At 69.0% G+C, this 19,422-nt stretch carries 15 protein-coding genes; 11 read left to right on the top strand and 4 right to left on the bottom strand.

Going from position 1 to position 19,422, the window contains the following annotated elements; genetic code table 11:
- Positions 1–819: 819 nt before the first annotated feature.
- On the bottom strand, positions 820–1,182 hold the full coding sequence (locus ACFO0C_RS05715; protein ID WP_378065443.1) for a signal peptidase I: 363 nt from the start codon (positions 1,180–1,182) through the stop codon (positions 820–822).
- A gap of 75 nt (positions 1,183–1,257) precedes the next feature.
- On the opposite strand from ACFO0C_RS05715, the gene ACFO0C_RS05720 reads away from it, so the two are divergent.
- Positions 1,258–1,716 (top strand): MarR family winged helix-turn-helix transcriptional regulator, encoded by a 459-nt coding sequence (locus tag ACFO0C_RS05720; RefSeq protein WP_378065444.1) that lies wholly within the window; start codon positions 1,258–1,260, stop codon positions 1,714–1,716.
- Positions 1,717–2,004: 288 nt separating this feature from the next.
- Here ACFO0C_RS05720 and ACFO0C_RS05725 read toward each other — a convergent pair whose 3' ends face one another.
- Entirely contained in the window at positions 2,005–3,294 is a 1,290-nt protein-coding gene (locus ACFO0C_RS05725; protein WP_378065570.1) for a hypothetical protein, read from the bottom strand.
- Between the two features lie 88 nt (positions 3,295–3,382).
- On the opposite strand from ACFO0C_RS05725, the gene murD reads away from it, so the two are divergent.
- Positions 3,383–4,735 (top strand): UDP-N-acetylmuramoyl-L-alanine--D-glutamate ligase, encoded by a 1,353-nt coding sequence (gene murD / locus ACFO0C_RS05730; protein WP_378065445.1) that lies wholly within the window; start codon positions 3,383–3,385, stop codon positions 4,733–4,735.
- Between the two features lie 6 nt (positions 4,736–4,741).
- Here the strand turns inward: murD and ACFO0C_RS05735 are convergent, their stop codons facing one another.
- Positions 4,742–5,308 carry a hypothetical protein gene (locus tag ACFO0C_RS05735; RefSeq protein ID WP_378065446.1) on the bottom strand — a complete coding sequence of 189 codons (567 nt, stop codon included), beginning with the start codon at positions 5,306–5,308 and terminating at the stop codon, positions 4,742–4,744.
- The gene (locus ACFO0C_RS05740) at positions 5,305–5,841 is read right to left on the bottom strand and encodes a hypothetical protein (RefSeq protein WP_378065447.1); all 537 of its coding nucleotides are present in this window, start codon (positions 5,839–5,841) and stop codon (positions 5,305–5,307) included. Before ACFO0C_RS05740 ends, ACFO0C_RS05735 begins: the two co-directional genes overlap by 4 nt.
- Positions 5,842–6,313: 472 nt before the next feature.
- On the opposite strand from ACFO0C_RS05740, the gene ACFO0C_RS05745 reads away from it, so the two are divergent.
- From ACFO0C_RS05745 to metH, 9 genes are all read left to right on the top strand, one after another.
- A complete protein-coding gene (locus tag ACFO0C_RS05745; protein ID WP_378065448.1) occupies positions 6,314–7,312 on the top strand; it encodes a MurR/RpiR family transcriptional regulator in 999 nt (332 codons plus the stop codon).
- A gap of 41 nt (positions 7,313–7,353) precedes the next feature.
- Positions 7,354–8,667 (top strand): extracellular solute-binding protein, encoded by a 1,314-nt coding sequence (locus ACFO0C_RS05750; protein ID WP_378065449.1) that lies wholly within the window; start codon positions 7,354–7,356, stop codon positions 8,665–8,667.
- Between the two features lie 73 nt (positions 8,668–8,740).
- On the top strand, positions 8,741–9,715 hold the full coding sequence (locus ACFO0C_RS05755) for a carbohydrate ABC transporter permease (RefSeq protein WP_378065450.1): 975 nt from the start codon (positions 8,741–8,743) through the stop codon (positions 9,713–9,715).
- The gene (locus ACFO0C_RS05760; RefSeq protein WP_378065451.1) at positions 9,715–10,572 is read left to right on the top strand and encodes a carbohydrate ABC transporter permease; all 858 of its coding nucleotides are present in this window, start codon (positions 9,715–9,717) and stop codon (positions 10,570–10,572) included. Before ACFO0C_RS05755 ends, ACFO0C_RS05760 begins: the two co-directional genes overlap by 1 nt.
- 15 nt (positions 10,573–10,587) lie before the next feature.
- Positions 10,588–12,033, top strand: coding sequence for an N-acetylglucosamine/diacetylchitobiose ABC transporter substrate-binding protein (gene ngcE / locus ACFO0C_RS05765; protein ID WP_378065452.1), 1,446 nt, complete (start codon positions 10,588–10,590; stop codon positions 12,031–12,033).
- 47 nt (positions 12,034–12,080) lie between these two features.
- The gene (locus ACFO0C_RS05770; protein ID WP_378065453.1) at positions 12,081–12,986 is read left to right on the top strand and encodes a carbohydrate ABC transporter permease; all 906 of its coding nucleotides are present in this window, start codon (positions 12,081–12,083) and stop codon (positions 12,984–12,986) included.
- A gap of 23 nt (positions 12,987–13,009) precedes the next feature.
- Positions 13,010–13,909 carry a carbohydrate ABC transporter permease gene (locus ACFO0C_RS05775; protein WP_378065454.1) on the top strand — a complete coding sequence of 300 codons (900 nt, stop codon included), beginning with the start codon at positions 13,010–13,012 and terminating at the stop codon, positions 13,907–13,909.
- A 42-nt stretch (positions 13,910–13,951) separates the two neighbouring features.
- On the top strand, positions 13,952–15,589 hold the full coding sequence (locus tag ACFO0C_RS05780) for a bifunctional 3'-5' exonuclease/DNA polymerase (RefSeq protein WP_378065455.1): 1,638 nt from the start codon (positions 13,952–13,954) through the stop codon (positions 15,587–15,589).
- 120 nt (positions 15,590–15,709) lie between these two features.
- Positions 15,710–19,309, top strand: a complete 3,600-nt coding sequence (gene metH, locus ACFO0C_RS05785; protein WP_378065456.1) for a methionine synthase — start codon at positions 15,710–15,712, stop codon at positions 19,307–19,309.
- The last annotated feature ends 113 nt before the right edge of the window (positions 19,310–19,422 follow it).

The following is a 19,422-nucleotide window of genomic DNA, read 5'->3' on the forward strand; positions in this document are numbered from 1 at the left end:
GATTGTTTGGCCGGCTGGTTGCCACCGCTGTTTCCACTGCTTCGAGACGACGCTCACGACCAGCCGTCAAGATCCGCTGTTGGCGGGATAGCCCCTCGTCTGGCGGGATAGCCCCTCGTCTGGCGGGATAGTCCCTCGTCGGGCTGGGGTTTTACCTCGCGCGGACGATGGGGTGGCCCGGGGCTGTTGTCGGGTGCGGTTGCCGCCCTCGGGTGGGCGGTGGGTGCGCCCAGTACTCCGGCTGGGTGTGGACTCGCCCCGGGTGTGGCTCCTAATGACCGCGGAATTGTCTGGAGCGTGGTGTCCGCATGGGCCGTCGGGCCGGCGTGCCGGCAATCTTGAGTTGGTGACCACCCGGAGCGGTGGTGAATCGGCCAAGATCGGGCCGGGGCACGGGCAAAGGTGAGGTCGGCGAAGCCGGTCAAGATCTGGCGCGTGGCGCGTGGCGCGTGGCGGGCGGCACGCGGGACAAGCGGCGGGCGGCGAGGCATAAGCGGCGGGCGGCAAGTGGCAAGGTGCGGGCGGCGAGGCATAAGCGGCGGGCGGTAAGTGGCAAGGTGCGGGCGGCGAGGCATAAGCGGCGGGCGGCAAGTGGCAAGGTGCGGGCGGCGAGGCGCAAGCGGCGGGCGGCAAGTGGCACGGTGCGGGCGGCGAGGCGCAAGCGGCGGGCGGCAAGTGGCAAGGCGCGGGTGGCGGCCGGCACAGTGCGGGCCGCGAGGCGCGGGTGGCGGGGGCGGCAGGACGTCAGTGGTGGGTGGCAGGGCGGGGCGGCAGGAAGCAAGCGGTGGGTGGCAAGGCCGCGGGTGGTGGTGGCTGGAGTTAGGGGACGGCGTAGCCGGGGATGGACGGCCAGCGGACTGTCAGGACGACGGACTCCTCGGCGGCGTGCCAGGAATGGTCGACGCCGCGCTGCCAGACGACGTAGTCGCCCTGCTTGTCGAGGACGACTGTGCGGCCTGGGAACTCCATGTGGAAGCAGCCGCTGATCAGCACCAGCAGGGCGGTGCGTTCCTCGCCGTGGACCCATGCGGCCCGCCTGTCGCCTTTCGGGTGGCGGCCCCATTTGATCTCGACGTCTGTGCTGTGCCGTGGGTCGCCTTCCGGCTTGAAATGTCCCAGCAGCCAGCCACGGTCGGCTAGTGCGTCTGGGTCGGCGTTTCCCACATAGATGTCGTCTTCCACGCCTGGGAACGCTACCGGCCGGGTGGGTGGATCGGTCACCTCTGGTGACGATGAGCAGCCGTTACCATCTCGCTCATGCGGCGCAGTGAACGCAAGCAGCAGGATCCGGATCTCGGTGTGCTCGCCAGCCGGCTGCTCTTCTCGGTGCAGGGTGAGCTGTTCGCCGCGCTGGCCGGGCAGGGGCATGCGGGCCTGCGGCCGCAGCACGGGGCCGTCCTGGCCCACCTGGACGTCGAGGGCAGCCGGGCCACCGATCTCGCCCGGCATTCGGGCCAGCACAAACAGGTCGTCGGCAAACTGATCGACGAGCTGGAGACCCTGGGGTACGTGGAACGTCGCCCCGACCCCACCGACCGCCGCGCGAAACTGATCGTCCCGACCGCCCGTGGCCTGGACCAGATGCAGCGCTCCGACGCGATCGTGGCCGCCATCGAGGAACGCGCCGCCGCCACGGTGGGCGAGGCGGCATACGCGTCCTTCAAGGCCCTGCTGAAGCAGGTGTCCGGCGGCCGGCCCGGTGCCGAGCCAGGCTGAAGCTGGTGTCCGGCCCGGCTGAGGCAGGTGTCCGGGAAACCGAGCCGGGCTGGAGCTGGTGTCCGGCCCGGCTGAGGCAGGTGTCCGGGAAGCCGAGCCGGGCTGGAGCTGGTGTCCGGCCCGGCTGAGGCAGGTGTCCGGGAAGCCGAGGCGGGCTGGAGCTGGTGTCCGGGAAGCCGAGCCGGGCTGGAGCTGGTGTCCGGGGCCGGCCCGGCTGAAACGGGTGTCCGGGAGCCTTTCCGGGACCTGGCGCCCAGCTGAAGCAGGTCCCGGAAAGGCGGCTGGGAGCTAGGCGACCGCCTCGTCGAGGAGCTTCCGGTAGGCGGCCGGGATGTGGTGTGGCCCGCCGGGCGTGAAGACGTTGGAGTGGGAGGCGTCGGCCCACGCGCTGTCCGGGACGGCGGCGCGTAGCGCGACCAGCACCGGCGCGTCATCGGTCAGCAGGGAGAGCGCGACCAGGCACTCCTCGGCCTCGCCGACGCACTCGAACGGCTTGTGCGCGTCGACGCCGAGCAGCTCCAGGAAACCGGGCGTCTGGGCCGGGTCGGCGAACAGGTCGTGCCCGAAGATGTGCGCCAGCCGCTCCCGCGGCATGTGCGGTGCCATCGCGAGGAAGACGAACCGGCACTTCGGACAGTCACCGCACCAGCGGGCCGTCGGGTCGTGCAGCTTGAACGCCTTGTTACAGCTGGTGACGACGTCGTCATACGCTGTGTGACCGGCGAAGAGTTGTGCGATGTGCAGTTCGGAGAGCGGGCGGAGCAGCGAGAAGTACGGGTCGGCCAACCCCGCGTACGCCGTCACGGCATCCCGCAGCAGCCCCTCGGCCTCGACGCCCTTGGACCACTGGTGGTTGACCTCGTGACCGTTCCAGATCAGGTTGGGGTCGGAGGCGGACCGCTCGTTGGACATCACCACCGGCCCGAGCCCGTGCCACACCGCGGTGGCGATCGCGATCAGCGAGTTGATCGCGGTGACGGGGATGTGCCCGTTCAGCGCGCCGGCCTTGTTGAGCTCGAAGAGCGCCGGGTCGAGCCTGCGGCGGGCGGCCAGCGCGGTCAGGCCGGAGGCGGCGTTCACGTTCTCGATGACCGGGTTGGGGTTGACCGAGAACGGCACCGGGTCGAGCCCGGCGGCCCGCAGGATCTCCAGCGTGACGATGGAGTCCTTGCCGCCGCCGACCGCGGAGAGCGGCCGGCCGGCCGGTGCGTCGGACGGCGTGGTGGCGGGCAGCACACCCGGTGTCTCGACGGTCAGTTCCAGCACGTGTGGAAGCTGGTTGCGGTACGCGTACTCCGCCATGCCCTTGGTGTAGACGGCGGTGAAGAAGGCGGCCGCGGCGGCCGGGAACGGCTGGGGCGCGACCACCCGGGCCGGGGCCCCGACCTTGAAGTAACTCACCCCGGCGACCACGTGCAGCAGGTCGAGCACCCTGGTCAGCGCCTCCGGCACGGCCGGGTCGGCGGGGACCGGGAGGGTGATCGTCTCGGTGAACCGCAGCGGCGACGGCCCGTCCAGCAGGTAGTCGAACGTCGCCACCCCTGTCGCCGGATCGAACGCGTACGAGGGGAAGCGCATGACGTCGAACTGCACCCGGAACTCCTGTCGTCAAGGTCGAGGGGCAATATTAGTGCGTCCGAGGACGGCGCGACCCGAGGAGACAGACGTGCGCCTGGCAGACCTGCGTGGCCGTTCGGTGGCGGTCTGGGGGACCGGCCGGGAGGGCCGGGCCGCGGTGATCGCGATCGCCCGCCACGAGCCGTCCCGCCTGATCGCTGTCGACGACAGTGCCAACTACCTGTCGGTGGAGTGGACCGGGGAGCTCGCCGCGCTCGCCCCGCTGGCCGGTGGTGATCACGCCTTCGCGGCTCTGGCCAGCGCGGATGTGGTGGTCCGGTCGCCCGGGGTGCCGTCCACACATCCGTACATGGTGCAGTTGCGCGAGCGCGGGATCACGGTGACCGGCGGCAGCGCGCTGTGGATGGCCGAGCACGCCGCGAAGACCGTCGGCGTCACCGGCAGCAAGGGCAAGAGCACCACGTCGAGCCTGATCAGCCACCTGTTGACGGCGGTCGGGCGGCCGAACGCCTACGGCGGGAACATCGGGGTGCCGCTGCTGGACATGCCGGAGGCGGATCTCTACGTGCTCGAGCTGTCCAGTTATCAGTGCGCCGATCTGACCGATTCGCCCAAGGTCGCGGTGGTGACCTCGCTGTTCCCGGAGCACCTCGACGCGCACGGTGGTGAGCGTGCCTATTACCGGGACAAACTAAACCTTCTGGGGTACGGACCTGAGCTGGTCGTCGTCAACGGGACGGACGGCCGGCTGCGCGACGAGATCCGCGGGGTCCTCGACGCGAACGGTGTCGCGCCGGTCGCGGCGGCCGCGGCCGACTCCCGGTTCCGGATCGGGGACGGGCGGGTGTGGTGCGGTGACGAGGCGTTGTTCGACCGGGAGGCGCTGGTCCTGAAGGGCCGGCACAACGAGGGCAACCTGTGCGTGGCGCTGGCCGTGCTGGACGGCATGGGCATCGACGTGGTGGGGGAGCGGGCGGTTCTGGAGGCGGCCGTGCGTGACTTCGAGGGCCTGCCGCACCGGCTCGCCGAGATCCGGGACCCGTCCGGGCTGACGTTCGTCGACGACACGCTGTCGACCAGTCCCTACGCGGCCATGCACGCCATCGAGGCCTACGAGGGCCGGCCACTCACCGTGCTGGTGGGCGGCACCGATCGCGGGCTCGACTACTCTCCGTTGCGCGACTTCCTGGCTGAGCGGGAACTCACCGTGATCGGCCTGCCGGACAGTGGCCCCCGGATCCTGGAGGCGCTGGCCCGGCTGCCGCGGGTGCGCACCGAGCCCGCCGAGGACCTGGCCGACGCGGTCCGGCTGGCTCGCAAGGTGACCCCGGCCGGCGGCGTGGTCCTGCTGTCCCCGGCGGCGCCGAGTTACGGCCGTTTCCGCAACTTCGAGCACCGCTCCGAGGCTTTCGCGCAGGCGGTCCGCGAAACGGCCGAGTGACGGTGATCATGGGGATGGCGGTGTGATGCTGACCGTCCGTTCGCTGGTCAGGTAGACCTGCGTGTCGCCGAACTCGGCGGAGAGCGCCTCGGTCGTCGTCGTGCGCACGTAGGTGACCCGCCGGACGACGCCGCCCCGGTTGCCGGGGCAGTCCTGGCCGATCTCGGGCAGGTAGCCGATGCTGGAGGCGCCCGAGTCGGCGCCGGTGATCCGGAAACCGCTGACGGCGCCCGAGCCGGGATCCGCCGCGACGACCTCGACGAGGCCGGCGCTGGTGCTGCCCGGGTTGTAGGCGATGCCGACCCGCACGTCCCGGTCGCAGAGCACGGAGTAGATCTCCTCCTTGCCGACGTGGTAGGTGAAGCCGACCTCGGGCGCGTGGCGGGCCAGAGCCGCGTCGTCCCAGCCGAAGGCGCGGCGAACGTCCTCGCCGTCGACGAAACCGGTGTTGGTGGCCGGATCGAACCGGACCCCGGCGAGTGCCGGCGCCGGAGCGATGACGCCACCGGCCAGGGCTCCACCGGCAAGGGCCGTGACGACGGCGAGCGCGGTACGGGCGATGGGTGCGTTCACTCGTTCAACTCCGGCCCGGTGCGTAGTTCGACGAGTGAGACGTACGTCGTGCCGTGCTCGGCGGTCAGTTTCCGGGTGGTGGTGATCGCCTGGAGGCGGGAGGTGCGGACGGTTTCGCCGTGCTCGCTACGGGGGCACGGGTTGCCGGGCGAGAAGTCCGGCGTGGTGCTGGAGATCGCCGCGTTGGATCCGGTGATCCGGAATCCGGCGATCGCGGTCCCGCCCGCCCGGTAGGTGGCCGTCGCGGTGAGGAACTCGGTCATCCCCTGCGCGGTGCGCACGGCGTCGAAGGGGCGGGAGTCGTCACAGGTGACCGACCAGCTCTCCGCGACGTGTGTGTGGTGTTCGAACGTGACCTTCCCGGCCTCCCGGAGCAGCTTGCCCTCGTCCCAGCCGAAGCCGTGGAGCACGTCCTCCGCATCGACGTAACCGGTGTTGGTGAGGAAGTCGAAGCTGGCCGCCGCCCTGGCCGGGACGGCGCCCGTGAGGCTGCCGGCGACGGCCGCGCTGATCAATACGGGGAGCAGTCGCATGCCCTTTTCTCCTGATTTGCGAAGCGGTCGACCTGATGCTTCCACGGCGCCCCACCGGCACTGACCAAAGGTAAGAATTCCGGCCATTCGGATGAGCCGGGATGCCTCTTTCGTGCCCCGTGCCGCGCGGAGCCCGTACCGGAAATTTTTTTGATCTTGTTTCGTGCGTGACGGGAAGGTTTCGGCGCGTCACGGAGATGGGCCGAACGACCTACCTCGCGTTGGCCGAATGGCCATCCCGCGCTCGACAAACGGATGTGCCGAAAACGGTCGTAAATCGGACATGTGATGGCGGTCACGTCGTTTCGACCATTTGAGGATCGATGGCTGTCATCCGCCTCCGCCGAAACAGGCGTTCATTCGGCCTGGCCGGTAACGGTTTTGAAAACTTCCTTCACAGTCTTGACAGTGAGGGCCCTTTAGTAAGAACTTTTACCGCGACAGTAAACAGTCCTTCCTGAAAGGGTGACCGATGGCTGAGCCGGAGATGGACGGCACCGCGTCGACCGCGGTCGCCGACTCGCTGGTTCGCGGCGCCGCCCGGATCGGGACTGACCACGGGGGCGAGCGAATCACCACGAACGGCGTGAACCACTCACCTGCCGACGGGGTGCTCGCCCGGGTCCGGACGCTGCTCCCGGACTTCACCGGGGCGCTGCAGCGGGTCGCGGAGCAGGTGCTCACCGACCCGGCCGCGGCCTCCCGGGCCACCATCGTCGAGCTCGCCGAGCGCAGCGGGACCTCGCCGGCGACGATCACCCGGTTCTGCCGGGCGGTCGGCTTCGACGGCTATGCGGACCTCCGCCTCGGCATCGCGGCGGAGACCGGCCGGGCCCGCTCGGCCGGCTGGACCGTGGACATCGGCCGTGAGATCCAGCCGAACGATCCGCTGGAGCGGGTCCTCGGCCAGATCATGGCGGCCGACACCCGGGCCATGCACGACACCGCCACGCTGCTGGATCTGGGCGAGGTGGAGCGGGCCGCGGTGGCGATCGCCGCCGCGCAACGCGTGAACATCTTCGGCGCCAGCGGAAGCGCGCTGGTCGGCGAGGAGATGCAGTTCAGTCTGCATCGCATCGGCATCCCGGTGTGGGCCTGGACCGACGTGCACAACGGTCTGGCCAGCGCCGCGCTGTCGCGGCCCGGCGACGTCGCGCTCGGCATCTCGCACAGTGGCGAGACCGGCGAGACGATCGAGCTGCTCGCGGAAGCGAACAGCCGGGGCGCCACCACGATCGCGCTCACCAGCTTCCCCCGATCCCCGCTGGCCGAGTTGGCGGACATCGTCCTGCTCACCGCAACCCAGGCGACGACCTTCCGGCCGGACGCGCTCAGCGCCCGCCACCCGCAGCTGGTCGTTCTCGACCTGCTGTACGTCGCCGTCGCGCAACGAACCCACGAACGTTCGCACGCCGCGTTCCAGCGCACCGCGCAAGCGGTGCACGGGCACAAGGCCGCGAAGGACAGCTGATGAACCCCTTTTCAAAGAATGAAATCCCTTCGGGAGGAACAGTGAAGCGCAAGATCGCGGTCGCCGCGGCACTCGCCGCGTCGCTCTTCGGTGCAGCGGCATGCAGCAGCGGTACCAGCGACGAGGGTGCGACCTCGGCCACCGGCCAGGTCGACGGCAAGGGCAAGACCATCAAGGTCTGGCTCATGGTCGACGCCGAGAGCGCCTGGAAGGGTGTCGTCGACGACGCCTCCAAGCGGTTCACCGACGCCACCGGCGCGCAGGTGACCGTCGAGTACCAGCAGTGGGCCAACCACCTCACCAAGCTGGACGCCACCCTGGCCGGTTCGGACGTGCCGGACGTGGTCGAGCTCGGCAACACCGAGTTCTCCAAGTACGTCTTCTCCGGCGGCTTCGCCGAGCTGAACAAGGGCGACTTCGAGAACTCCGGCACCTGGCTGTCCGGCCTCTCCGGCGCCTGCGAGTCCGAGGGCAAGGTCTACTGCGTGCCCTACTACGCCGGTGCCCGCGTCATGATCTACCGCACCGACCTCTTCCAGAAGGCCGGCATCGCCGAGGCCCCGAAGACCTACGCCGACCTGCTCTCGGCCGCGGACAAGCTGCAGGCCGGCAACGCCGCCGACAACAAGTTCAGCGCCGTCTACATGCCGGGCCAGTACTGGTACGCCGCGATGTCCTGGGTCAAGTCGACCGGTGGCGAGATCGCGAAGAAGGAGGGCGACAAGTGGGTCGGCCAGCTCTCCACCCCGCAGTCGCAGGAGGGCCTGCAGAAGTGGGTCGACCTGACCAAGAAGTACTCGAAGGCTGACGTCACCAAGAACGAGAACGAGCAGGCCGGCATCTTCTCCCAGGGTTCCGGCGGCATCTTCTACGGCAACGCGTGGGAGCAGGGCGTGGCCGAGGAGGTCCGCAAGGACCCGAACGACCCGACCTCCCCGCTGGTCCCGACCAAGGTCAAGGGCAAGCTCGCCGCCGCCCCGCTGCCGGAGATCCCCTCGTTCCTCGGTGGCTCGAACCTCGGTGTGACCGCGAAGAGCGGCAACAAGGAGCTCGCCGCTCAGTGGGTCAAGTACTTCACCGACACCAAGTCGATGGAGGGCCTGGTCAAGGCCAGCGCGCTGCCGAACTCGACCGCGCTGCTGGACAAGGCCGCCACGGACAACCCGAAGATCGCGCCGGCCGCCCTCTCGGCGAAGAACAGCTGGTTCCCGCCGAACGCCGAGAAGTGGGCCGACGTGGAGAAGGCCAGCATCCTCCAGACGATGCTGACCGACATCCTGACCGGCAAGAAGACGGTCGCCGACGGCGCCAAGTGGGCTGACGAGCAGATCGCCGCCACGCTCAACGAGGCCTGATGACCCGTGCCGCCCGCCCGCCCTTCTGCCGGGCGGGCGGCACACCCCTCCTCACGGTGGAAGAGGATCTTTGATGCACGCCGTCGACTCCCGGCCGACCCCGGCGGACGCGCCGCAGGCACCGCCGCCGCGGCACGTGGCCCGGGTACGTAACCGCAGCCAGCGCGACTCCCGGGTGGCGTGGCTGCTCTCCCTGCCCACGCTCGTGATCCTGATCGCGATGCTGGCCTACCCGCTCTACCGCATGATCGTGCTGTCCTTCCAGAACATGCGGTTGAAGGAGCTGTTCTCCGGCGCCACACCGCCGTGGGCCGGTTTCGACCAGTACACGAAGGCGCTGACCGACGGGGTCTTCTGGGGCGTCGTGGGCCGTACCGCCGCCTTCACGGTCGTCTCGGTGACCCTCTCGGTCCTTCTCGGCCTCGGCATCGCGCTGCTGATGCGCCGGGTGCACGCCCGGGTCCGGATCTTCATGATGATCGCGATGATGTTCGTCTGGGCGCTGCCCCAGCTGGTCGCGGCGCAGTCGTTCCGCTGGCTGACCGACTCCGACTTCGGTGTCCTGAACTATGTGCTCACCGAGCTCGGCCTGGACTACGCGACCCACAGCTGGTTCGTGAACCCGTGGGAGGGCTGGGCGGTGATCACCACGCTGGTGGTCTGGGCCGGCATCCCGTTCCTGGCGATCTCGCTGAGCGCCGGCCTCACCCAGGTGCCCAAGGAACTGCTGGAGGCCGCGACGGTCGACGGCGCGACGGCCTGGCAGGCGCTGCGCAACATCACCCTGCCGATCCTGAAGCCGCTCCTGATGATCGTCACCACGCTGTCGGTGATCTGGAACTTCGGTCTCTTCACCCAGAACTGGGCGCTGCGCGACGGTCACCCGGAGCCGGTCTACCAGACCCTGGCGACCTTCTCGTACACGCAGGCGTTCGGGCGGTCCAGCTACAGCTACGGCTCGGCGATCTCGGTGATCACCGTGCTCCTGATGCTCGGCGTGATGGTCTTCTACATCCGCCAGATGTTCAAGATCGGGGAGGTCGACTGATGGCACGGCACGACGAGGGCGTCGTCACCGTCGGGCGTAGCCGTATCGGTACGTTCTTCGCGAACGGCACCGGCATCGTCTTCGGACTGGTCATGCTCTTCCCGGTGTACTGGGTGCTGAACACGGCGTTCAAGCCGGACTCCGAGGTCCGCAGCTTCACGCCGACGTTCTTCCCGAACGACTTCACGCTGGACAACTTCAAGTCGGCGCTCGGTGAGGAACTCTTCATCCCGAGCATGATCAACGGCTTGATCATCACCGCCATGGCGGTCGCCGCGGCACTGGTCGTGGGCTTCCTGGCGGCGCTCGCGATCGCACGCTTCAGCTTCTACGGCCGCAAGGCGATCATCCTGGTCATCCTGGCCGTCCAGCTGGTGCCCTTCCTCGCGCTGCTCATCCCGCTCTTCCTGATGCTGCAGGGCGCGAACCTGACCAACTCGCTCGTCGGCGTCGCGCTGGTGTATCTGGTGCTCCTGCTGCCGTACACGGTGTGGACGCTGCGCGGTTTCATCTCCGGCATCCCGCGGGAGCTGGACGAGGCCGCGATGATCGACGGCTGCACCCGTGCCCAGGTGTTCTGGCGGATCATCCTGCCGCTCACCGGACCCGGTCTGGTCGCCACCTCGGTCTACGGGTTCATCCAGGCGTGGAATGAATTCATCATCATCAACACCCTGAACAACCCGCAGAAGCAGAACCTGATGGCCTGGCTGCTCTACAACCAGACCGAACGCGGTACCGCCTGGGGACCTCTCATGGCCGGTGCGATCATCACGTCCATCCCCGTGGTGGTCTTCTTCTTGATCATTCAGCGCAACATCGCCACCGGTCTGACCGCTGGCGCCGTCAAGGGTTGACCCGAAAGGACATCGATGTCTGACATAACGAAATCCGAGTTGGACCGTCGTAGCCTGCTGCGCCGTGCCGCCGCGGTCGGCCTGGCGGCGACCCCGGCGGTGGGCATGCTCAGCGCCTGCGTCGGCGGTGGTTCGGACGAGCCGGCCAACCAGGCGACGGGCACGAAGTCGGCGGACAACCCGCTCGGCATCGACCCGAAGGCCCCGGTCGAGATCGTGATCTTCGACGGCGGTCTGGGTACGAAGTACGCCACCGACGTCGACACTCCGATGTACAAGAAGAAGTGGCCGGAGTCCGAGGTCAAGTACTCGGCGACGGAGCAGATCGCCACCACGATCAAGCCGCGGCTCAACTCCGCGACCGCACCCGACATGATCAACAACTCGGGTGCCGACATGATGGACTTCGGTGCCATCGTCAAGGCGGGCCAGGCGGCCGACCTGACCGACCTCTTCGCCGCGCCGTCCTTCGACATCGCGGGCAAGACCGTCGCCGAGACGCTGGTCCCCGGCGCGATCGAGCAGGGCACGTACGACGTCGAGGGCGGCCGCAAGCCGTTCGCGGTCAACTACTCGTTCACCGTGTTCGGCCTCTACTACAACAAGAAGCTGTTCGACAAGAACGGCTGGACCGCCCCGGCGACCTGGGCCGACTTCACCGCCCTGTGCGACAAGATCAAGGCGGCCGGCATCACCCCGTTCGCCTACGCCGGCGCCAACGCGTCGTACTACATGGTCCGCGCGATCATGACCAGCGCGGCCAAGATCGGCACCGAGCAGGTCCTGAAGGACCTGGACAACCTCAAACCCGGCGCGTGGCAGGCTCCGGCCATCAAGCAGGCGGCCGAGGCGTGGGGCCACATCGGCGCCAAGTACATGAACAAGAGCTTCCTCGGCCTGCGCCACACCGAGGTCCAGCTCCAGCAGAACCAGGACAAGGTCGCGATCTACCCGTGCGGCTCCTGGCTGGAGAACGAGCAGGCCGCCAGCATCACGCCGAACTTCGAGTACGCGGTCATGCCGTACCCGAGCGTCACCACGGCGGACCAGCTGCCGGCGACCGCGATCAACGCGGCCGCGGGTGAGATCTACTTCGCGTCCACCAAGGGCACCAACGTCCAGGGTGGCAAGGAGTACCTGCGCGTCATGCTCTCCAAGGCGGCCGCGCTGGAGTTCACCAAGCTCACCAAGTCGCTCACCGTGGTGGCCGGCGCCGCCGACGGCCAGACCATCTCGCCCGGTCTGACCAGCGGCAACGACATGCTGAGCAAGGCCGGCAAGGACGTCTTCATGGGTTACCTCTGGGACACCTGGTACAAGAAGATGAACGACGCCTCGCTCGAGGCCGTCAACACCCTGATGTTCAGCGGCGGCGACGCGCAGAAGTTCTGCGACACGATGGAGAAGATCGCCCAGGAGGTCGCCAACGACGCCTCCATCTCCAAGAACACCCGCGCCTGAGTGGCGTAGCGGTTCCCGCACCCCGAGCAGTAGGACGGTAGAGCGCCATGCGGCACGGCAAGTATCCCTTCATCATCGGTTTCCTTGCCGTGCCGGTGGCGCTTTACGCCATCTTCGTGGTGGGTGCCTACCTGCAGATGTTCCGGTTGTCGCTGACCGACTGGACGGGCTACGGCACGTTCAAGGACGTCGGCTTCGACAACTTCGTGAAGCTCTGGAACGACCCGGTCATCTGGACCGCGCTGCGGCACAACGGCTTCCTGCTGCTCCTGCTGCCGATCGTCACGATCGCGATCGCGCTGATCTTCGCCTTCCTGCTCAACGTCGGCGGCGGCTCGCAGGGCGGGATGACCCGCGGCGTCTGGGGCTCCAAGGTCTACCGGGTGGTCTTCTTCTTCCCACAGTTGCTGGCGCTGGCCCTGGTCGCGGTGATCTTCCAGCGTGTGTACGGCCCGGACAAGAGCGGCATGATCAACGGCCTGCTCCCCGACTCGTGGGAGCCGTGGCTGTTCCTGGCCGACGAGAAGTGGGCGCTGACCTGCATCCTGATCGTGCTCATCTGGCAGGCGGTCGGTTTCTACGTGGTGCTCTTCTCGGCCGGCATGGGCTCGATCGGCCAGGAGATCTACGAGGCGGCCGCGCTGGACGGGGCGAACCGGCTCACCCTGTTCTTCAAGATCACGTTGCCCCTGCTCTGGGGCAACATCCAGGTCGCCTGGATCTACCTCGGCATCGCCGCCTTCGACGCCTTCGCGCTGGTCAACATCATGACCGTGAACCAGGGCGGCCCGAACAACTCGACCCAGGTGCTGAGCATGCAGATCTACCTCAACGCCTTCAAGTATTCCCAGGCCGGCTACGCCTCGGCGATCGGCGTCGTGTTGTTCTTCCTGGCCCTGAGCTTCGCCTGGCTGACCCTGCGGGTCAACCGGTCCGACAGCGTCGACGCCTGATCGCCGAGAGAGGCCGAGAGACGATGACGAACCTCACCAAGACTCCCCGCGCGACGGCCACCGGGCCGGTCGCGGCGGCCAAGGACACCGGCCGCCGGGTCAACCCGCTCGGCGGGGTGGCGCACGTGGCGCTCTTCCTGTGGGCGCTGGCCACCGTCGCGCCGCTGATCTGGGTCGCGCTCGCCTCGTTCAAGAGCAACGAGGAGATCTACCTCGACGAGCCGTTCAACCTGCCGAAGAGCTGGGCGTTCGACAACTTCGCGGACGCCTGGAACGAGGCCCACATCGGCCAGTACTTCCTGAACAGCGTCTTCGTCGTGCTGGTCAGCACGGCAGGCACCATGCTGCTCGGGGCGATGGCCGCGTACGTGCTGGCCCGTTACAAGTTCCCCGGCAACCGGTTCATCTACTACCTGTTCGTGTCCGGCCTGGCCTTCCCGACCTTCATGGCGCTGGCCCCGCTGTACGGCATCGCCCAGGCGCTCCAGCTGCTGGACTCGTTCTTCGGCCTGGTCCTGATCTACATCGCCTACTCGCTGTCGTTCACGGTCTTCTTCCTGGTGGCGTTCTTCCGGACGCTGCCGCACGAGATCGAGGAGGCGGCCACCGTCGACGGGGCCGGGCACGTGCGCCGGTTCTTCCAGGTGATGCTGCCGATGGCGAAGTCCGGCCTGGTCAGCATCGCGATCTTCAACATCGTCGGCCAGTGGAACCAGTACCTGCTGCCGGTCGTGATCATGCAGAGTGAGGACAAGTACGTGCTCACCCAGGGCATCGCGAACATCAGCGTGTCGGCCGGTTACCAGGCCGAATGGGGTCAGCTGTTCGCCGCACTGACCCTCTCCATCCTGCCGATGATCATCGTCTATGCGGTCTTCCAGCGGCAGATCCAGGCCGGCCTGACCTCCGGGGCGGTCAAATGAGCGGTCCCGGAAGTTGTCATACCCCCGGGTGACAATGGCCCGGTGCTGATAGCTGTGGTGCCCGACCCGGACGGCCCTGGTGGCCGTCTGGGCCGCACCGTTTCCGGGGAGCTGTGGCACGTTCCCGACCTGGCAGCCGAGATCACCAGGCTGGAGGCCGCCGAGCAGCCGCGCTGGCTCTGGGCCTCGACCGCCGGCGTCTACCCACCGCTGCTGCGGGCCGGGGTCCGGGTGGCCCGCTGCCACGACCTGGAGCTGACCGAGGCACTGTTGTCCGGCCATGCCGGCCGCTGGGGCGAGCCACGCGGTCTGGCCGCCGCCGTCGCCCGCTTACGCGGCCTCGCGGTTCCTCCCGACCGGCCACGGCCGGATGCCGAGCCGCCGGGTTTCGCGCAGGTCGCCCTCTTCGACGCGGTCCCGGCCGACCATCCCGAGGTCAAAGACCTGATCGAGGTGTACGAGGAGCAGGCTCGCCGGATCACCCGGACCGAACATCCCGGCCGTTTCCGGATGCTGGTGGCGGCCGAGTCGGCGGGTGCCCTGGTCGCCGCCGAGATGGGTCACACCGGTCTGCCGTGGCGCGCCGACATCCATGACGAGCTGCTGCGTGAGCTGCTCGGCCCGCCCCAGCCGATGGGCCCGCCCCGCCGCCTGGCCGAGCTGACCGCCGAGATCAACGCCGCGTTCGGCACCCACGGCCTGCACCCCGATCTGCCGGCCGAGGTGGTGCGGGCGTTCCACCGGGCCGGCATCGAGATCCCCAACACCCGGCGCTGGGTGCTGCGCCAGGTCGACCATCCGGCGGTGGCCCTGCTGCTGGAGTTCAAGGAGCTCTACCGGATCTGGACGGCGCACGGCTGGGCCTGGTGCGACGCCTGGGTGCGCGACGGCCGTTTCCGCCCGGAGTTCGTCGCGGGTGGTGTCGTGTCCGGCCGCTGGGCGACCCGTGGCGGTGGCGCGCTGCAGGTGCCCAAGGTGGTCCGGCGGGCGGTGCTGGCCGACCCGGGCTGGCGGTTCGTGGTCGCCGACGCCGGCCAGTTGGAGCCCCGTGTCCTGGCCGCCGTCTCCGGTGACGGGCGGCTGGCCCGGGCGGCCGCCGCCGGCGATCTCTATGCCGCGCTGGCCACCGACTCGTTCGACGGTGACCGGGCCAAGGCCAAGCTGGCCCTGCTCGGGGCGATGTATGGGCAGACCGGCGGCGACGCCGTCCCGGCCCTGGCCGTGCTCCGCCGGCACTATCCGACCGCGTTCGAGTATGTGGAGGCCGCCGCCCGTACCGGGGAGGCCGGTGGCCTGGTCCGCTCGTGGCTGGGCCGCACCTGCCCACCGGCGTCCGGCGCCTGGCGCGACGCCGGGCTGGACCCGCCGGACGAGGTGGCGCCACCGCCCGGCCGGGCCCGCGGCCGCTTCACCCGCAATTTCGTGATCCAGGCCACGGCCGCCGAGTGGGCGCTGGTGTTGATCGCCACCCTGCGTCAGCGGCTGGCCGGCACCGAGGCCGAGCTCGTCCTTTTCGTGCACGACGAGGTGGTGGTGCACTGTCCCGCCGACCTGGCCGGTTCGGTCGCCGAGGCGGTGCGGGAGAGCGCGCTATCCGCAGGTCGGCTCCTGTTCGGCGACACCACGGTGCGTTTTCCTCTGGACGTCTCAGTGGTTGGTGCCTACGCCGACGCCAAGTGAGGGAGTCGGTATCGTTGACGGTCCGGCCGAGAGGCGCTGCAGCGGGCCACACCCGTCACGCTCGACCGGTGAACCACCCGACACAAGGGCGCCTCCGACTCACTATCGGAGGTGTTGGCGTTGACTCAAACCGTCACTCAGCTGCGCGATCTGCTCGCCGAGCGGATCCTGGTGCTGGACGGCGCGTGGGGCACGATGCTGCAGGGCGCGCGGCTCACCCCGGCGGACTACCGCAACGAGCTGATCCCGGCCGACCACCCGAAAGACGTCACCGGTGACCCGGACCTGCTGATCCTGACCCGGCCGGACATCATCCTCGACGTCCACCGGCAATATCTCGCGGCCGGCGCCGACATCACCACCACCAACACGTTCACCGCGACGAGCATCGCCCAGGCCGACTACGGGCTGGAGCACCTGGTCCGGGAGATGAACGTGCAGGGTGCCCGGCTGGCCCGGCAGGCCGCCGACGAGGCTTTTCAGAGGGACGGCCGTCCCCGGTTCGTGGCCGGGTCGGTGGGCCCGCTCAACGTGACCCTGTCGCTGTCACCGCGGGTCGACGACCCGGCGTATCGTGCTGTCACGTTCGACCAGGTCAAGGCGACCTACGCGGAGCAGATGTCGGCGCTCGCCGAGGGCGGTGTCGACCTGTTCCTGATCGAGACGATCTTCGACACGCTGAACGCGAAGGCGGCCGTCGCGGCGGCCCGTGAGGTGGCGCCGGAGATCCCGCTGTGGATCTCCGTGACGATCGTGGACCTGTCCGGGCGTACCCTCTCCGGTCAGACCGTGGAGGCGTTCTGGCGCTCGATCGAGCGCGCCGAGCCGCTGATCGTCGGGGTCAACTGCGCGCTCGGTGCGACCGAGGCGCGCCCGCACGTCACCGACCTGGCCCGCCTGTCGAACGTCTACGTCGCCGCCCACCCGAACGCGGGTCTGCCGAACGCGTTCGGCGGCTACGACGAGACTCCCGAGGTGACCGGCGGGCTGCTCCAGGGCTTCGCCGCGGACGGCCTGGTCAACATCGTCGGCGGCTGTTGCGGCACCACCCCGGCGCACATCGCCGCGGTGGCCTCCGCGGTGGCCGGGTCGACTCCGCGCGTCATCGACCCGCCCGCGCCGACCACCCGGTTCAGCGGCCTGGAGCCGTTCGCGATCGGCCCGGACACCGGCTTCGTCATGATCGGCGAGCGGACCAACGTGACCGGCTCGGCCAAGTTCCGCCGGCTCATCGAGGCCGACGACCACCAGGCCGCCGTCGACGTGGCCCTGGAGCAGGTGCGCGGCGGCGCCAACCTGCTCGACGTCAACATGGACGCCGACCTGCTCGACAGCGAGCAGGCGATGGTCACCTTCCTGAACCTGATCGCGACCGAGCCCGAGGTGGCCCGGATCCCGATCATGATCGACAGCTCGAAGTGGTCGGTGCTCGAAGCGGGCCTCAAATGCGTCCAGGGCAAGGGCGTGGTCAACTCGATCAGCCTCAAGGAGGGCGAGGAGGTCTTCCTCGACCACGCCCGGCGGATCCGGGACTTCGGCGCCGGCGCGGTCGTGATGGCCTTCGACGAGCAGGGGCAGGCCGACACCACCGAGCGCAAGGTGGAGATCTGTGCCCGCGCCTACGATCTTCTGGTCGCCGACGGGTTCGACCCGACGGACATCATCTTCGACCCCAACGTGCTCGCGGTCGCGACCGGTATCGCCGAGCACAACGGGTATGCGAAGAACTTCATCGACGCGCTCCCGCTGATCAAGCAGCGGTGCCCGGGTGCCCGTACCTCCGGTGGCATCTCGAATTTGTCCTTCGCCTTCCGCGGCAACGACATCGTGCGCGAGGCCATGCACTCGGCGTTCCTGTTCCACGCCGTCCGGGCGGGGCTCGACATGGGCATCGTCAACGCCGGCCAGCTCGCCGTCTACCAGGACATCCCGGCCGACCTGCTGGAGCTCGTCGAGGACGTGATCTTCGACCGGCGCCCGGACGCCACCGACCGCCTGGTCACCTTCGCCTCCACGGTCACCGGTTCCGGCGCCAAGCGCGAGGTCGACCTGTCCTGGCGGGAGGCCTCCGTCGAGGACCGGCTCAGCCACGCCCTCGTGCACGGCATCGTCGACTTCATCGAGGAGGACACCGAGGAGGCCCGGCAGAAACTGCCCCGCCCGCTCGACGTCATCGAGGGCCCGCTGATGGGTGGCATGAGCGTCGTCGGCGACCTGTTCGGCTCCGGCAAGATGTTCCTGCCCCAGGTGGTCAAGAGCGCCCGGGTGATGAAGCGGTCGGTCGCCTACCTGCTGCCGTTCATGGAGGACGAGAAGGAGGCGGGCTCCCGCGGCCAGGGCAAGGTCGTCCTCGCCACGGTCAAGGGCGACGTCCACGACATCGGCAAGAACATCGTCGGCGTGGTCCTCGGCTGCAACAACTACGAGGTCATCGACCTGGGCGTGATGGTGCCGACGGCGAAGATCCTGGAGACCGCGATCGCCGAGGGCGCCGACGCGATCGGACTGTCCGGCCTGATCACCCCGTCACTGGACGAGATGGTCGCGGTCGGCGCCGAGATGCAGCGCCGCGGGATCAGGCTGCCCCTCCTGATCGGCGGGGCGACCACCTCCAAGCAGCACACGGCGGTGCGGATCGCGCCCGCCTACGACGGCTCGACGGTGCACGTGCTCGACGCGTCCCGGGTCGTCGGCGTGGTGTCCGACCTGCTCGACCCGGAGCGCGCGGTCAAACTCGACGAGGCCAACCGGGACGAGCAGCAGCGTCTCCGCGAGCAGCACGAGCAGCGGCACTCCAAGCCGCTGCTCACTCTCGCCCAGGCCCGCGCCAACCGCGAGACGGTCGACTTCGGAGACCTTCCCCGGCCGAACTTCACCGGGGTACGGGAGGTCGCGCCCACGATCGCCGAGCTCCGCGCGATGATCGACTGGCAGTTCCTGTTCCTGGCCTGGGAGCTCAAGGGGAAGTACCCGGCCATCCTGGAGCAGCCGGTCGCGCGGGAGCTGTTCGACGACGCCAACACGCTGCTCGACCAGATCATCGCGCAGGGCTCGTTCCAGGCTCGTGGCCTCTACGGCTTCTGGCCGGCCCACGCCGACGGCGACGACATCAAGCTGGCGAACGGGGCGTCGTTCCCGATGCTGCGCCAGCAGACCGAGAAACCGGCCGGGCGGGCCAACCGGTGCCTCGCCGACTACATCGCGCCGGCCGGGGACCACCTGGGCGGGTTCGCGGTGGCCATCCACGGCGCCGACAAGCTGGCTCTTCGTTATGAAGCCGAGCACGACGACTACCGGGCCATCATGGTCAAGGCGCTGGCCGACCGTCTGGCCGAGGCGTTCGCCGAGTACCTGCACCTCAAGGCCCGCCGTGACTGGTTCGAGCCGGACGCCCAGCCGCTCCTGGCCGACCTGCACGCCGAACGGTTCCGGGGCATCCGCCCGGCCCTCGGCTACCCGGCCTGCCCCGACCACAGCGAGAAGCGTGACCTGTTCGAGCTGCTGGGCACGTCGGCGATCGGCGTGGGGCTGACCGAGTCGTTCGCGATGACCCCGGCGGCCGCCGTCAGTGGCCTGATCTTCGCCCACCCGGACGCGAAATACTTCACCGTCGGCCGGCTCGGCAAGGACCAGATCGAGGACTACGCGGTACGGCGAGGCGTCCCGGTCCCCGAGGTGGAGCGCTGGCTGCGCCCCAACCTCGCCTACCCGATCGACTGACGAACCCCCGCACGACACCCCGCCTCCGCAAGCCGCGGAGGCGGGGTTGAGGCGGTGTTCTGGGGCAGGTCGGCCCCGAGGTCACGCACATCCGGCCCGGCGACCGGGTGGTG

The organism is Actinoplanes subglobosus (assembly GCF_042650585.1).
GTDB lineage: Bacteria > Actinomycetota > Actinomycetes > Mycobacteriales > Micromonosporaceae > Actinoplanes > Actinoplanes subglobosus.